Here is a 16,191-nt window from a genome sequence, read left to right on the forward strand (position 1 = left end):
GATGCACGCTCTAACTAACTTACTCCACTCTTCTTTGAGCCAAACCCTTGTTCTGACAAGCTTTTTAGTGGCTTTTGCCTCTTTTGGCCTGAATTGTGCACATGCCCAAAACAATTCTCAAGCGCTGAGCCCCTCCGAGTTGCAGCGCATTAATAATCAGCCCTTAGCACCCGCAGTGAGCGCTTCTCAAGCAACCAGCGCACCTGAAGGTCGTAAACCGAGCTTTCAACACAAAGAAGCTACGGGTACTGAAATTACCGAATACAAAGATACCAATGCGCCCACTCAGGTGGATGTGAAGACACGCTATACCAGTTACGAAATGGCGCCCCCTACAACAGTCATGCCCGGAGTACCCAAAGAAACTGACCTGATCAGCGTACCGAGTATCCGAGTTCCTTTTTAATCTTTATTCATGGCCGTTTTCACCCCCATTGAACTAAGTGATATCTCTGCTTGGATCTCAAGCGACTTTGATATTGGGCGGGCCATTGATATTCGTGGAATTCATGGTGGCATTGAAAATTCCAATTTCTTTCTCGACACTGAGAAAGATGGCAAGAAACAAGAATACGTTCTGACTATTTTCGAAAGACTGTCTGCAGAGCAACTCCCGTACTACCTTGAGCTGATGCGCCATTTGGCCAATAAAGGTATTCCAGTTCCTAAGCCGCTTGAAAATCAGCAGGGGCAAATTTTATTTACCCTCAAAGGTAAGCCCGCAGCAATTGTGAGCAAGCTTCCCGGTATTTCTAGGCTTGCACCCGAAGCCAAGCATTGCGCCTTGGTTGGCGAATATTTAGCCAAAATGCATTTGGCCAGCAGCGACTTTAAACATAATCAAGAGAATCTTCGCAGCCTTACTTGGTGGCAAAAAACAGTTCCGCAAGTGTTGCCACACTTAAATGCTACGCAAAAAGAATTGCTGACTAGCGAGCTCTCAACCCAAGAGCAATTCTTTAGCTCTGAGGCCTATAAATCACTGCCACAAGGGGCAAGTCATTGCGATCTCTTTAGAGATAACGTGCTATTTGATCCTCAAGGCACAAGCGATAGCTCTCACGATCAGCTGGGTGGTTTCTTCGACTTTTATTTCGCTGGAACAGATAAGTGGTTATTTGATTTAGCAGTTACTACAAATGACTGGTGTCTTGCAGACAACAAACAAGATTTAGATCCTGCTCGCTTCAAGGCGCTGATGGATGCCTATCAATCTGTTCGACCACTCACTACTGAAGAACAAGCAAGTTGGCCACTGATGATTCGCGCTGCAGCGCTACGATTCTGGATCTCCCGCCTGTGGGATTTTTATTTGCCACGTGATGCGCAAATGCTCACCCCACATGATCCTCGTCATTTCGAAAATATTCTCTTAAGTCGCAAGGCAATATGAAACTCAATTCCGTCACCCCAAAAGAGGGTTACACCTGGATACGTCAAGGCATTTGGCTTTTTAAAAAAAATCCTTTGGGTTTTTTGATGCTGGTATTCATGTACGTATTTGTAGCGCAACTTGCGGTGCTCGTACCCGTGATTGGTATTTTTGCCATCTTATTACTCACGCCTACTTTGTCTGTGGGCTTTATGAGCGCCTGTCGCCTAGCAATTCAAAACGAGCGTATTCGACCCTCGGTATACGTGATTGCCCTGCAATCCACCCCCTTGATTCGTAAACGTATTCTCCAATTGGGTTTGGTCTATGCCGCGCTCATCCTAGCCCTCAGCTTTATCTTAAGCATGTTGGTAGATTTTGAGTTGCTCATTCCACTGATGACTAACGACAAGCCCATTACTTCAGAAGCCATCAATCAGATTTATCTGATTCTCTTTTTTGGCGGTCTTCTTTATGTGCCCGTTGCGATGTTAATGTGGTTTTCTCCCGTACTCGTTGCTTGGGCCGATATGCCCATAGCGCAAGCGCTCTTTTCCAGTGCTGTTGCTTGCTGGACTAATCGAGGCGCATTCTTTATCTATCTCGCGATTTGGGGTGCGATCTTAATCGCCATTCCATTAACAATTGGATCCATCTTTGATGCTCTCGACTTCGGTCAAGCCGCATCATTCATCATCGCTCCTATTTCCATGGCAGGGCTGACTGTGATGCACTGCTCTTTCTTCGCCACCTGGAAAGCGTGCTTTGCTGAAAAAGAATCGGCTACATTAATTGCTTAATCTATGGCAGCAAGCTTAGCAATACTGAGCTGCAGCCATTTCACACCATGGCGCTTGAAATTCACCTGTGCGCGCGCATCGGCATCATTACCCTCTAGGCCGGTAACGCGCCCTTCGCCAAACTTAGTATGGAACACATTTTGCCCAATCGTAAATGGGTAATTTCCTCGTGGTGGTGAGGCCATTCTAGTTACAGCGGTTGAGGCAGAGCCTACTCGTCCAATTTGCCTTGCAGGTCGCTCACGCTCGTTACCACTGTCAAAGAAATCATTCGATCCAAACTCGCGCTGACGTGTGTAGCCATCTTGCCAAGTCGACCCTGAGCGTCCGCCATTTCCATTACTAGTACCACCCCAACGGGCATCCTTCACTTTTGGAGTGAGCCATTTCAACGAATCAGATGGCAACTCTTCCAAGAAGCGAGATGGCATGTTGTAACGAACTTGGCCGTGCAGCATGCGTGACTGTGTATGGGACAAGTAAAGACGCTCCTTTGCGCGAGTAATCGCAACATACATTAAGCGTCGCTCTTCTTCCAAACCATGCTGCTCATTAATACTGTTCTCATGTGGGAATAGTCCCTCTTCTAAGCCAGTAATAAATACCGAAGTGAACTCCAACCCTTTAGCAGAGTGCACCGTCATCAGCTGCACAGCATCTTGGCCTGCCTGAGCTTGGTTATCACCAGCCTCAAGTGAAGCGTGCGAGAGGAATGCTGCTAATGGTGAGACCTCTACTACGCCAGGCGCATTCTCACCCGGTAGCGTAGCAGCAGTGGCATCCTGACCATAACCTTCTTCCGCAATAAATGCAGTTGCAGCATTAATTAATTCTTGTAAGTTTTCTACACGGTCCTGGCCTTCGCGCTCTGAGAGATAGTGCTGAATCAAGCCACTATTTTGAATCACGAATTCCACTGTCTCAGGCAAGGTGTTGTGACGAGTAGCTTCACGCATATGATCTACCAGGCGTACAAAGCCACCTAAGGATGCACCAGCTTTGCCGTCCAATGTCGATGCAGCCAAATACAAAGAACTGTTTTGTGCACGAGCCGCATCTTGCACAGCCTCAATCGATCTCGCCCCAATACCGCGTGTCGGAAAATTCACTACGCGGGAGAAAGAAGTGTCGTCATTGGGATTTTCTAGCAGACGTAAATACGCTAAGGCATGTTTAATCTCTGCGCGCTCGAAGAAGCGCAGTCCACCATACACACGATAGGGAATCGCCGCAGAAAATAAGGCGTGCTCAATAATGCGTGACTGAGCATTACTTCTGTAGAGCAAAGCAATTTCAGTACGCTTGATGCCACTATTAACTAGGGCTTTAATTTCATCTACAAGCCATGCAGCTTCAGCGTGATCACTCGGGGCATCATAGATACGCACTGGCTCACCATGACCTGCATCGGTACGCAAGTTCTTGCCTAGACGATCCGTATTGTTGGAAATAAGGTAATTAGCTGTATCTAAGATGTGGCCATGTGAGCGGTAATTTTGCTCAAGCTTGACCATCAACGGGTGATATTGCTTTTCATACAGACGCATGTTCTCTACATCTGCACCGCGGAAAGCGTAAATACTTTGATCATCATCACCTACCGCAAAAACTGCACTACTTCCCATGCCGCTGACATTGACACGACTAGCGTCGTGACCAGAGAGTAATTTGAGCCAAGCGTATTGCAAGGCATTGGTGTCTTGAAACTCATCAATCAAAATATGACGGAAGCGTTCTTGATAGTGCGTACGAATAGCCTCGTTATGTTTGAGCAATTCATAACTGCGTAACAAGAGTTCAGCAAAGTCGACAACACCTTCACGCTGGCACTGCTCATCGTAAGCTTCGTACAGCTGAGCCATCTTGGCCTGGAAGTCATCGCCTACGGATAACTCTTTGGCACGCTGACCACGCTCTTTGGCGTGCGCAATGAAGTATTGCAACTGCTTAGGGGGGTATTTCTCATCATCGACCTTTAAGCCCTTCAAAAGCCGCTTAATGGCAGAAAGCTGATCTTGGGTATCCAAAATCTGAAAAGTGGACGGCAAACCGGCTTCTTTGTGATGCGCACGCAATAAACGGTTGCAAAGTCCATGAAAAGTACCGATCCACATGCCCCGGGTGTTGATGGGCAACATGGCACTGAGACGCAACATCATCTCTTTGGCAGCTTTATTAGTAAAGGTCACCGCTAGGACGCCAATAGGTGAAACCTGGCCCGTTTGGATCAACCAAGCTATACGGGTCGTCAGAACGCGGGTTTTTCCACTCCCAGCGCCAGCCAAAATCAGGGCTGACTGGCCCTGGCCATTTTCATTTACCGGCGGGAGGGTCACTGCCTCGCGTTGTTCTGGATTAAGGTTTGCGAGTAGGTCTGAGTACATCGCCCCAATTATAATTTGCCTCTTATGCCAAATGCTTCGAATACCCCTAATTCACCCGACTCCCCATTAACTAGTTCTTTAGACGAACTGGCCAAATCCTACGAACCCGCCCCAATTGAAGCTTATTGGGGTCCGGAATGGGAACGCCGAGGCATTGCCGACGCCACCCTAGTTGAGGGCAAGGGAGATTTCTCGATTCAGCTACCGCCACCGAATGTGACCGGCACACTACACATGGGTCACGCTTTTAACCAAACCATCATGGATGGCTTGGTGCGTCATGCCCGTATGTCTGGCAAAAATACCTTGTGGGTTCCGGGTACAGACCATGCTGGTATCGCCACACAAATCGTGGTTGAGCGCCAGCTTGATGCACAGAAGATCTCTCGCCACGATTTAGGTCGCGAGAAATTTTTAGAAAAAGTATGGGAGTGGAAAGAAACTTCTGGCAATACGATTACCCGTCAGATTCGTCGCTTAGGCGCCTCAATTGATTGGAGTAAAGAATATTTCACGATGGACAGCAAGATGTCCAAAGCAGTTGTTGAGGTATTCGTTCGCCTGCATGAACAAGGATTAATTTACCGCGGTAAACGTTTGGTGAACTGGGACCCGGTACTCGGCACGGCTGTTTCAGATCTAGAAGTAGTGAGCGAGGAAGAAGATGGCTCCATGTGGCACATCCGCTATCCATTAGCAGATGGCTCCGGACACCTGACCGTTGCTACCACGCGCCCAGAGACTTTATTGGGCGACGTCGCCGTGATGGTCAACCCAGAAGATGAGCGCTACAAAAACCTCATTGGCAAGTCAGTGCAATTGCCGCTATGCAATCGTGAAATTCCAATCATTGCCGATGACTATGTTGATTTAGCCTTTGGTACTGGTGTAGTTAAAGTAACACCTGCGCATGACTTCAACGACTATGCCGTTGGACAACGCCATCAATTACCACTCATCAATATCTTGACCCTCGATGCCAAGATTAATGAGAATGCGCCTGCGGTTTATCAAGGCCTTGAGCGCTTTGCTGCCCGCAAACAAATCGTTGCCGACTTAGATGCAGCCGGCTTATTAGAAAAAGTACAGCCACATAAATTAATGGTGCCACGCGGTGATCGCACCCAAACCATTATTGAACCGATGCTCACTGACCAGTGGTTTGTCGCAGTATCCAAACCCAGTCCAGATAACCAATATCAACCAGGCTCCTCTATTGCAGGCGCTGCGCTTGATGCAGTAAAAAATGGTGACATTAAACTCGTTCCAGAAAACTGGATTAGCACCTACTCTCAGTGGTTAGAAAATATTCAGGACTGGTGCATCTCTCGACAACTCTGGTGGGGTCATCAAATCCCCGCCTGGTATGGCGAGGATGGTCAAATTTTTGTAGCACGCTCTGAAGAAGAGGCGAAAGTCAAAGCTACTGCTGCCGGCTATAGCGGTCAACTCAATCGTGACCCCGATGTTTTGGACACTTGGTTTAGCTCTGCACTGGTGCCATTTAGTTCATTAGGCTGGCCAGAGGAAACGCCTGCCCTGAATCATTTCTTACCGTCATCGGTCTTGGTCACGGGCTTTGACATCATCTTCTTCTGGGTAGCCAGAATGGTCATGATGACCTGCCATTTCACTGGCAAGGTGCCTTTCAATACCGTGTATGTGCACGGCCTAGTTCGTGATGCTGAAGGCCAGAAGATGAGTAAGTCCAAAGGGAATACTTTGGATCCTATCGATTTAATTGACGGCATCAAGATTGAAAACTTGGTTGCAAAGCGCACTACCGGTTTGATGAATCCAAAGCAAGCTGAAAGCATTAGTAAAAAAACAAAGAGGGAGTTTCCAGAAGGCATTCCTGCATTTGGTACAGATGCTCTGCGCTTTACCTTCGCTTCACTTGCATCACTGGGTCGAAATATTAACTTTGACCAAAAACGTTGTGAAGGCTATCGTAACTTCTGCAACAAGCTATGGAACGCTACTCGCTTTGTGCTGATGAACTGCCCCGGCAACGATGAAGAAAATGGCTTTGCACCGTGCGACAACCAATGCGGTCCAGAAGGCTACCTCGAATTTTCAGCAGCAGATCGTTGGATTGTTTCTTTGTTGCAAAGAACCGAAGCTGATGTTGCGAAAGGCTTCCAAAACTATCGCTTTGACAATATTGCTACTAGCATCTACCAGTTTGTTTGGGATGAGTATTGCGATTGGTACTTAGAGCTAGCCAAGGTTCAATTACAAACTGGTACCCCTGCTCAGCAACGCGCTACTCGTCGTACCCTTCTACGCGTTTTGGAAACCATCTTGCGTATGGCGCATCCACTCATTCCATTCATTACCGAAACCCTTTGGCAAACCGTTGGACCGAAGGTTGGTAAAGAGCTTGCCAAACAAGATAAGCAAACCGTTGCGCTGCAGCCATACCCGGTTGCTCAACTCGATAAGATTGATGAGCAAAGCGAAGCTTGGGTAGCTCAGATTAAATCGATTGTGGATGCTTGCCGTAATCTACGTGGCGAGATGCAAGTTTCTCCTGCACTCAAGGTGCCTCTTTGGATTAGTGGCCCGCAAGATTTCTTGAAAAAGGCCAGTCCGTACTTGACTGCTTTAGCCAAACTATCTGAAGTCAAAATCTACGATGACGAGTCCGCCCTAGAGAGTGATGCCCCAGGCGCGCCAATGGCCTTGGTTGGTAATCTGAAGTTGTTACTCAAAATTGAAGTAGATGTAGCTGCTGAAAGAATTCGTCTAGGTAAGGAAATTGAGCGCCTAGCCAATGAAATCACGAAAGCACGCAGCAAGCTTGGTAACGAAAGCTTTGTAGCTCGTGCCCCAGAAGAGGTAGTTGCTCAAGAAAAACAACGCCTTGCAGGCTTTGAGCAAAACTATGAGAAGCTTGTTGCACAATTAGAACGCCTCAAATAAGAACGGATCGTCCATGCCATTACATTTCAACTCTAAAAAAGTAACGAAGGCTGTATTTCCGGTTGCGGGATTCGGTACGCGATTTTTACCAGCCACTAAAGCAAGTCCGAAAGAAATGCTCAATGTCGTTGATAAGCCGCTGATTCAATATGCGGTTGATGAAGCGATTGCCGCTGGAATTACTGAGTTAATTTTTGTTACAGGCCGTAGCAAACGCGCAATTGAAGATCACTTTGATAAAGCTTACGAATTAGAAGCAGCTCTTGAAGCTAAGAATAAGCAAGATCTTCTTCATCTAGTTCGCAGCGTGAAACCAGATAATGTGAATTGTGTTTACATCAGACAATCGGAGCCATTGGGTTTAGGTCATGCTGTTTTATGCGCTGAGAAGCTAGTAGGTGACGAACCTTTTGCAATCATCTTGGCGGATGACCTTTTAGATGGACACCCTCCAGTACTTTCGCAAATGCTGAAGGTTCATGAAGAGCAAGAGGGTTCAGTATTAGCCGTTGAGAAAATTGACCCCTCAAGAAGTGGCTCCTACGGAATCATCTCTGGCAATGAAATAAAAAAAGGTATCCATCTACTCAATGGCATCGTTGAAAAACCGAAGCCAGCTGATGCGCCATCCGATCTCGCAGTAGTAGGGCGCTACGTACTCTCATCAAAGATTTTTGATCACATTCGCAATGTAAAGCCTGGCGCAGGTGGAGAAATTCAGCTGACTGATGCCATTGCATCCTTGCTGAAAGAAGAACCTGTATTTGCCTATGAATATGATGGGGTCCGCTATGACTGTGGCAGTAAGTTGGGCTACCTAAAAGCTTCAGTTGACTTTGCTTTGCGCCACCCAGAAGTTGGCGAGGAATTTGCTAAATACCTAAAAAGCCGGTCTTTAAGGTAATCCCATGCAATAAAAAGCAAAAAAGGCAGAAATTACTTTCTGCCTTTTCTTTGGGGTTAAAGGTTTGCGACACTACATCAGATCTATCTTCTCTTTAAAAAGAAAACTAGAACATCACCCTCTGCAGTACTAGAGAGCAGTTCATTACCGGTCTGCTTAGCAAACGCAGGAAAGTCATGGGCAGCACCAGCATCTGTGGCCTTCACTTTCAGTACTTCACCTGATTGCATGGTAGCTAGGGCTTTCTTGGTGCGCAGGATTGGGAGCGGGCAATTCATGCCGATCGCGTCGACCTCGAGATTAAATTCGATGACATCGCTCATTTAGATGCCACCCAATCTTTTACACCAGCTAAAGCCACCCCCAACTTGCTTGGATCGGTACCACCGGCCATCGCCATCTCCGGCTTACCTCCGCCCTTACCGCCAACCTGCTGGGCAACGAAGTTCACTAAGTCACCTGCTTTTACCTTAGCAATCGAATCCGCAGTCACACCTGCAATCAGACTCACCTTGTCACCCTGCACTGAAGCCAAAACAATCGCCGCAGTCTTTAACTTTGCTTTCAGGGCATCCATAGTCTCGCGCAAGACTTGAGCATCTGCGCCATCCAAGCGAGCCGCTAAGACCTTGATACCGTTTACATCAATCGCTTGCATTGCCAACTCATCACCTTGGCTTGCAGCGAGCTTGGAATTGACCTTATCTAACTCTCTTTCAGCCTGACGCAAACTATCTTGAAGTTGAGCAACACGACTCACCAAATCACCGGGGTGGGTTTTGAGAACTGCAGCCGCTTCATTAATTTTGTCTTCTAAACCTTGCAAGAAGTTCAGGGCATTTTTGCCAGTTACCGCCTCAACACGACGGATACCAGCCGCTACACCACCTTCAGAAATAATCTTCAAGCTACCGATATCACCAGTACGTCCAACGTGAGTTCCACCGCACAACTCCTTAGAGCTGCCGATTTCCAGTACGCGAACTTCGTCAGCATACTTTTCACCGAAGAGCATCGTGGCACCGGTTTTCTGAGCATCGTCAAGAAGCATCACTTTTCCGGAGGTCGCAGTATTTGCCAAAATTTCGGCATTCACAATATCTTCTACCCGACGAATTTCTTGTACGGTAATGGGTGCGTTGTGAGTGAAATCAAAACGGGTTTTACTAGCATCAACTAAAGAACCTTTTTGCTGCACATGATCACCCAATACTTCACGCAAGGCTTTATGCAAAATATGTGTGGCACTGTGGTTACGCATTATTTCTGTTCTTTGCTGAGCATCTACCAAGGCGTTCAACGTATCGCCCACCTTGAGCTCCCCCTCTTGCACTTCGCCCTGATGTCCAAAAACATCCGCCTGAATCTTGAAAGTATCTTCAACTGCGAAGCGAACCACATCATTGCGCAACTCACCCTTGTCTCCAACTTGTCCACCAGACTCAGCATAAAAAGGCGTGTTATCCAACACGATCACTGCTACATCACCAGCCTTAATAGACTGCACTGCAGAACCATCAACATAGAGCGCGGTTACTTTGGCGCCTTCATACTTCAAGGTGTCGTAGCCGTGGAACTGGGTTGGCTTACCGGAATAACCTAAGCCTTGAGCCACTTTGAACTTACCTGCTGCTCTTGCTTGATCGCGCTGCTTTTGCATTGCCAAGTCGAAACCTTCGGCATCGACTGTGACATCGCGCTCACGGCATACGTCAGCAGTGAGATCCAATGGGAACCCAAAGGTATCGTGTAAGCGGAAAGCGGTTTCACCATCAACCGTCTTAGCGCCACCAGTAAGTGCGCTCTCCAAAATCTCCATACCGTTAGCGATTGTCTGGAAGAAACGCTCTTCCTCCTGCTTAATCACTTCACTTACTTTATCTTTCGCTGCCTGCAACTCTGGATAAGCCTGACCCATCTCTTTTACGAGGGCGGGAACCAGTTGGTAAAAGAAAGGTTTGCGTGCGCCTAATTTGTAGCCATGACGAATTGCGCGGCGTGTAATACGACGAAGGACATAGCCGCGGCCTGCGTTACCTGGAATCACACCATCCGCCACAATAAAACTACAGGCGCGAATGTGATCGGCAATGACTTTGAGAGATGGGCTAGTAGAATCGCAATTCTCACCACCAGCTGCATCAACAGCCTCTTTAGCTGCTTTGAGCAAATTCACAAAGAGGTCAATCTCATAGTTCGAGTGCACGTGCTGCAACACTGCCGCAATACGCTCAAGGCCCATACCAGTATCGACACTCGGCTTGGGCAATGGATGCATATTGCCCGCTTCATCGCGATTGAACTGCATGAATACGTTATTCCAGATCTCAATATAGCGATCGCCATCTTCATCAGGACTACCAGGAGGACCACCAGCAATATGTGGGCCGTGGTCATAGAAGATTTCAGTACAGGGGCCGCATGGACCTGTATCGCCCATCATCCAGAAGTTATCTGAAGCATAACGAGCGCCTTTGTTATCGCCAATGCGAATAATGCGCTCAGCTGGAACGCCGATTTGCTTATTCCAAATCTCATAAGCCTCGTCATCTTCCGCGTAGACGGTGACGAGCAGCTTTTCTTCTGGCAGCTTAAAGACTTCAGTCAGCAATCCCCACGCAAACTGAATCGCATCCTTCTTGAAGTAATCCCCAAAAGAGAAATTACCCAGCATTTCAAAAAAGGTGTGGTGACGCGCTGTATAGCCAACGTTATCCAAGTCATTGTGTTTGCCACCGGCACGAATACATTTCTGGGCGGTTGTAGCTCGGTTGTAAGGGCGCTTATCAAAGCCTAAAAACACGTCCTTAAACTGATTCATCCCCGCATTGGTAAATAGCAGGGTTGGGTCGTCTCCAGGCACCACTGGGCTGGATGGGACAATTTGATGGCCTTTTTGGGCGAAGTAGTCCAGGTACGCCTGGCGAATTTGAGAGACTTTCATGCGAATAATTATCGCATTGGCACTTGTCGGGGGCAAACCTTGGGTAAAGCACCTCAATCCTGCCTTACAATCCCGTAACATCAATAAATAGATCGACCCTTAAGTCGATATAAGGAGCTCAACTTGAAAATTCGCAATCAACGGGATTTTGGCGCAGGAATCATGTATATGGTTATTGGCCTATTCTTCACCATCGTAGCTACCCAGTACCCCATGGGCACTGCAGCCAAGATGGGGCCAGGCTACTTTCCATTTTGGCTTGGCATACTGATGACGCTTTTAGGGCTCTTAGTACTAGTTAAATCTATGGGTGCTAAAGCTGCAATCGAATCCATTCCTAAGTTCAATTGGAAGATCATTGCGCAAATTACAGGATCGGTAGTGCTCTATGGCTTATTACTGCCACGCATGGGCTTTTTAGTCGCTGTAGTGGCCTTGGTACTAGTGTCAGCTAGCGCCAGCAAAGAGTTCACTTGGAAAGGCTCCTTGATCAATGCAGCCTTCCTAGTGACCTTCACTTACTCAGTCTTTGTTTTGGGTCTCAAGCTTCAGTTCCCACTCCTACCAGTATTCCTACAACAATAACGAACCGGGACTCTCAAAATGGATTTATTTGCTAATTTAGCGCTCGGTTTCGACACAGCGTTTACCTTACAAAATCTGATGTACTGCCTGATTGGCTGTATTTTGGGTACATTAATCGGTGTTTTGCCAGGCCTAGGCCCAATCGCAACCATTGCGATGCTCCTGCCAGCCACCTATGCATTGCCTCCAATTGCCGCTTTGATTATGTTAGCCGGTATTTACTACGGCTCACAGTACGGCGGCTCTACTACTGCGATTTTGCTCAACATCCCAGGGGAAACGTCCTCGGTGGTGACGGCGATTGACGGCTATCAAATGGCTAGAAATGGTCGAGCAGGTGTAGCCCTCTTTACTGCCGGCATGGGTTCATTTTTTGCTGGTTGCGTAGCAACACTGGTTTTGGCTGCATTTGCTGCACCACTCTCCCAATTAGCATTTAAGTTCGGTCCTGCCGAATATTTCTCCCTGATGATCTTAGGCTTAATTGGCGCCGTCGTACTAGCCTCAGGCTCTTTGATCAAGGCGATCGGCATGATCATCCTGGGCCTCTTGATGGGCTTGATCGGTACTGACGTGAACTCTGGCGTATCCCGCTATGCTTTTGACATCCCCGAATTGAGTGACGGCATTGGATTCGTAGCCGTTGCAATGGGTGTCTTTGGTTTTGCGGAAATTATGGGTAACCTGGAAAAAACTGGTGATGACGAGGGCTTCCTCAACAAACTTACCACCATGATGCCGACCAAGACTGATATCAAGCGCATGATTCCCTCCATCTTGCGCGGCACAACCATTGGCTCCATCTTGGGCATTCTGCCAGGCGGCGGTGCTGCTTTGGCAGCCTTTGGCGCCTACTCAGTAGAAAAGAAATCCTCTAAGTACAGCCATGAGTTTGGTAAGGGTGCCATTGAGGGTGTAGCAGGTCCTGAAGCAGCCAACAATGCCGCCGCTCAAACCTCCTTCATCCCATTGCTTACCTTGGGTATCCCACCGAATGCTGTAATGGCTTTGATGGTTGGCGCGATGACGATTCATAACATCCAGCCTGGTCCACAAGTCATGACCAGTAACCCAGCTTTGTTCTGGGGTCTGATTGCCTCGATGTGGATCGGTAACGTGATGTTGATTCTCTTGAACTTGCCACTCATTGGTATTTGGGTAAAGCTCTTGAAGATTCCTTATCGCTTTCTCTACCCAGCAATTTTGGTGTTCTGCTGTATTGGCGTGTATACCGTCAACAACACCGTATTTGACGTTTATGTAACCGCAGCCTTCGGTTTAATTGGTTACCTCTTCTTCAAACTGGGTTGCGAACCCCCTCCATTACTCTTAGGCTTCGTGCTTGGACCGATGATGGAGGAGAACTTCCGTCGCGCTCTCTTGTTATCACGCGGCGACTTCTCAACCTTCGTAACCCGACCACTCTCCTTAGGCTTACTCATTGCAGCAGCCCTCTTGGTGGTGATCGTGGCCTTGCCTGCGGTTAAGAAAACCCGTGAAGAGGCTTTCGTAGAAGAGTAATTCTCAAGCGCTTCCCAGAAACGAGCCCGCAGCAGTTTGCGGGCTTTTTTCTTTACAGGCAGGGGTTTTCTCTACAATGGGCGCATGTCCGAAGATAGCAAACCATCTAAATCGCCGGCCGGCATTCTTGCTGAGCCCTCTAACTTTTTGCGCCAGATCATCGATCATGACCTAGCAAGTGGCGCCTACCAAAATCGCACTAATCGAGATGGTCAAGCTATCCCCTCCATCATTACGCGCTTTCCACCAGAACCCAATGGCTATCTTCATATTGGTCATGCTAAAAGTATTTGCCTGAACTTTGGCTTAGCTGCTGATTACAACAATCAAGCGGGTGGTGCGCGTTGCAATATGCGCTTGGATGACACCAATCCAGTCAAAGAAGATGTTGAGTACGCTGATAGCATTTTAGATGCGGTTAGATGGCTTGGCTTTGATTGGGGCACGCATTTGTATCACGCGAGTGATTACTTTGATCGACTCTATGAGTTTGCCGAAATTCTGATTCAAAATGGCAAAGCCTATGTTGATAGTCAGAGTGCAGATGACATCCACACCAATCGTGGCAACTTTGGCCAAGCTGGAAAAAATAGTCCTTACCGCGATCGCTCGCCCGATGAGAACCTAGCTTTATTCCAAGAGATGCGTGCTGGCAAATATAAAGATGGTGAACATGTACTGCGCTTGAAGATCGACATGGCCCATCCCAATATCGTCATGCGTGATCCTGTGGTCTATCGTATTCGTCATACGGATCACCACCGCACTGGTAGCAAGTGGTGCATCTATCCTTTATATGATTTCACACACTGCATTTCTGATGCTCTAGAAAATGTTTCGCACTCTATTTGCACTTTGGAGTTTGAAAACAATCGTCCGCTCTACGATTGGATTGTTGCCTCTTTAGCTGAGCTGGGCATCTTCAAAAATCCCGTTCCGCATCAATACGAATTCGCCCGCCTCAATTTAACTTACACCATCACTAGCAAGCGTAAGCTCTTGCAATTGGTAGAAGAAAAGCATGTTGATGGCTGGGATGACCCACGGATGCCAACGATTGTAGGTATTCGTCGCAGAGGTTATACGCCAGAAAGTATTCGTCTGTTCTGTGAGCGTATTGGCGTTTCTAAAGCAGATAGCTGGATCGATATGAGTACTCTGGATCAGGCCTTGCGCGATGATCTTGAAGCCAAGGCTCCAAGGGCCACAGCGGTCCTCAAGCCACTCAAGCTTGTGATTGAAAACTTCGATGCATCCGCGAGCGAGCCTTGCTCAGCACCGCGCCATCCACAACATCCTGAGTGGGGTAATCGTGAGTTTCATTTCACCAAAGAATTGTGGATTGAAGAAGATGACTTTATGCAAGAGCCCGTCAAGGGGTTCTTCAGACTCTATCCACCAATTGGCGATCAAGCTGGTGGACGTGTGCGTTTACGTCATGGCTTTGTGATCGAGTGCACCGGCTTTGAAGTGGATGCTAATGGCAAGGTGACTCAAGTCAATGCAACACACTTCCCAGACAGCAAGAGTGGTACACCCGGGTCAAATAATTACAAGGTCAAGGGCAACATTCATTGGATCAGCGTTGCACAAGCTGTGCCTGCACAAGTTCGCCTCTATGACCACCTATTTAATGACCCACATCCAGACGGTGGGGATAAAAATTTCCTTGACGCAATCAATCCTCACTCGAAGCAAACGATTACTGCGTACTTAGAGCCGTGCATGAAGGACGTCAAAGCGGAAGACCGTTTTCAGTTTGAGCGCCATGGCTATTTTGTTGCGGATCAAAGCGAATCAAAACCAGGTCAACCGGTATTTAATCGTACGGTCGGCCTTAAGGATTCTTGGAAATAGTTTTCAGAAACTCTGCCACGCTAGGATAGCGTAGCGGGGTTTTCAATTCGGCTAGCCGTGTATTCGTTACGCGCCGTGACTCCCGCATAAAAGACCACAGCATGGGGGATACGATTTTCTCCAACTGCTCAGCTGGCAATCTGGGTGGTCGCTCTAAGCCAAAGGCATCAGCTACTTCATCAAAGTAGTCACCCATCTTGGTTTCACCACCGTCACATACATTAATGACGCGTTGTGGCTTGCCGTGATAAACGGCAGCGCAAACTAATCTTGCCAAGTCATCACTCTGTATGTGGTTTGAGTAAGCATCCTCAGCTGGGTTTAAGGCGGGGGTGCCGGCCTGAATGCGCTCAACCGGCAAGCGGTCAGCAGCATAAATACCTGGCACACGCAGAATGGTGAGGGCGACTCCATGAGCTGGCGCCCAAAGACGTAGGCAGTTTTCTGCATCCACCCTTCTCTTAGCTCGCTCGCTTTGAGGTTTAACCGGCGTCACTTCGCTTACCTTAGCGCCTGCGTGATCACCATAAACGCCTGTTGTGCTTACATAAATCACGCGCCCAACAGTATCAGAACCTTGGGCTAAAATTCGGAGGAGGTTGCGAGTTCGGCAATCACGATGACCTGTATTTTGGGGTGGTGCCAAGTGGATCACGGTTTGGGCTAATCCACTTAAACGCCACAAGCTATCGGGCTTATCCAGATCCCCCAAAATCGGAATCGCGCCAACCGCTCTCAACTCCTGAAAACGGGTTTTCTGGGAAGTTAAGGCGTATATGCGATGACTTCGTGCGAGCTGCTTGGCAACACGCAGACCAATGTCACCACAGCCGACGATCAGGATTCGAGATTTACTAAAAGATTGCATACATCACATCGTAACGATTTATTGAAAGGAA

General features: G+C 47.9%; 12 protein-coding genes. 8 read left to right on the plus strand and 4 right to left on the minus strand.

The features are described from left to right. Nucleotides 1–34 precede the first annotated feature (34 nt). Genes FD967_RS08710 through FD967_RS08720 form a run of 3 tightly spaced genes read left to right on the plus strand, consistent with a single transcriptional unit; the run spans nucleotide 35 to nucleotide 2,172 of the window. Nucleotides 35–406 (plus strand): hypothetical protein, encoded by a 372-nt coding sequence (locus FD967_RS08710; RefSeq protein ID WP_251369020.1) that lies wholly within the window; start codon nucleotides 35–37, stop codon nucleotides 404–406. Between the two features lie 9 nt (nucleotides 407–415). After that, nucleotides 416–1,393 carry a homoserine kinase gene (locus tag FD967_RS08715; protein WP_215325638.1) on the plus strand — a complete coding sequence of 326 codons (978 nt, stop codon included), beginning with the start codon at nucleotides 416–418 and terminating at the stop codon, nucleotides 1,391–1,393. Further along, the gene (locus FD967_RS08720) at nucleotides 1,390–2,172 is read left to right on the plus strand and encodes a BPSS1780 family membrane protein (RefSeq protein ID WP_215325640.1); all 783 of its coding nucleotides are present in this window, start codon (nucleotides 1,390–1,392) and stop codon (nucleotides 2,170–2,172) included. The genes FD967_RS08715 and FD967_RS08720 overlap by 4 nt, the downstream gene beginning before the upstream one ends. On the opposite strand, the gene FD967_RS08725 is transcribed toward FD967_RS08720, so the two are convergent. Beyond that, a complete protein-coding gene (locus FD967_RS08725) occupies nucleotides 2,169–4,556 on the minus strand; it encodes a UvrD-helicase domain-containing protein (protein WP_215325642.1) in 2,388 nt (795 codons plus the stop codon). The two genes, FD967_RS08720 and FD967_RS08725, sit on opposite strands and share 4 nt — an antisense overlap. Nucleotides 4,557–4,580: 24 nt before the next feature. Here FD967_RS08725 and FD967_RS08730 point away from each other — a divergent pair, with 24 nt between their 5' ends. Together FD967_RS08730 and galU are read left to right on the plus strand one after the other, a co-directional pair. Continuing rightward, on the plus strand, nucleotides 4,581–7,481 hold the full coding sequence (locus tag FD967_RS08730; protein WP_215325643.1) for a valine--tRNA ligase: 2,901 nt from the start codon (nucleotides 4,581–4,583) through the stop codon (nucleotides 7,479–7,481). A gap of 13 nt (nucleotides 7,482–7,494) precedes the next feature. Continuing rightward, complete coding sequence (gene galU, locus FD967_RS08735; RefSeq protein ID WP_215325644.1) at nucleotides 7,495–8,385, plus strand: UTP--glucose-1-phosphate uridylyltransferase GalU; 891 nt, start codon at nucleotides 7,495–7,497, stop codon at nucleotides 8,383–8,385. Between the two features lie 83 nt (nucleotides 8,386–8,468). Here the strand turns inward: galU and FD967_RS08740 are convergent, their stop codons facing one another. Both FD967_RS08740 and alaS read right to left on the minus strand, forming a co-directional pair. After that, entirely contained in the window at nucleotides 8,469–8,696 is a 228-nt protein-coding gene (locus FD967_RS08740; RefSeq protein ID WP_215310385.1) for a sulfurtransferase TusA family protein, read from the minus strand. 8 nt (nucleotides 8,697–8,704) lie between these two features. Next, nucleotides 8,705–11,329, minus strand: coding sequence for an alanine--tRNA ligase (alaS, locus tag FD967_RS08745; RefSeq protein ID WP_215325645.1), 2,625 nt, complete (start codon nucleotides 11,327–11,329; stop codon nucleotides 8,705–8,707). 123 nt (nucleotides 11,330–11,452) lie between these two features. On the opposite strand from alaS, the gene FD967_RS08750 reads away from it, so the two are divergent. The 3 genes from FD967_RS08750 (at nucleotide 11,453) to FD967_RS08760 (ending at nucleotide 15,292) form a co-directional block, all read left to right on the plus strand. Next, the gene (locus tag FD967_RS08750) at nucleotides 11,453–11,914 is read left to right on the plus strand and encodes a tripartite tricarboxylate transporter TctB family protein (RefSeq protein WP_215325646.1); all 462 of its coding nucleotides are present in this window, start codon (nucleotides 11,453–11,455) and stop codon (nucleotides 11,912–11,914) included. An 18-nt stretch (nucleotides 11,915–11,932) separates the two neighbouring features. Continuing rightward, nucleotides 11,933–13,435 carry a tripartite tricarboxylate transporter permease gene (locus FD967_RS08755; protein WP_215325647.1) on the plus strand — a complete coding sequence of 501 codons (1,503 nt, stop codon included), beginning with the start codon at nucleotides 11,933–11,935 and terminating at the stop codon, nucleotides 13,433–13,435. Nucleotides 13,436–13,519: 84 nt separating this feature from the next. Further along, nucleotides 13,520–15,292, plus strand: coding sequence for a glutamine--tRNA ligase/YqeY domain fusion protein (locus FD967_RS08760; protein ID WP_215325648.1), 1,773 nt, complete (start codon nucleotides 13,520–13,522; stop codon nucleotides 15,290–15,292). Here FD967_RS08760 and FD967_RS08765 read toward each other — a convergent pair. Further along, nucleotides 15,273–16,160, minus strand: a complete 888-nt coding sequence (locus FD967_RS08765) for an SDR family oxidoreductase (RefSeq protein ID WP_215325650.1) — start codon at nucleotides 16,158–16,160, stop codon at nucleotides 15,273–15,275. The two genes, FD967_RS08760 and FD967_RS08765, sit on opposite strands and share 20 nt — an antisense overlap. Nucleotides 16,161–16,191 lie beyond the last annotated feature (31 nt).

It is taken from the genome of Polynucleobacter sp. JS-Mosq-20-D10 (assembly GCF_018687755.1).
In the GTDB taxonomy this organism is placed as follows: Bacteria; Pseudomonadota; Gammaproteobacteria; order Burkholderiales; family Burkholderiaceae; genus Polynucleobacter.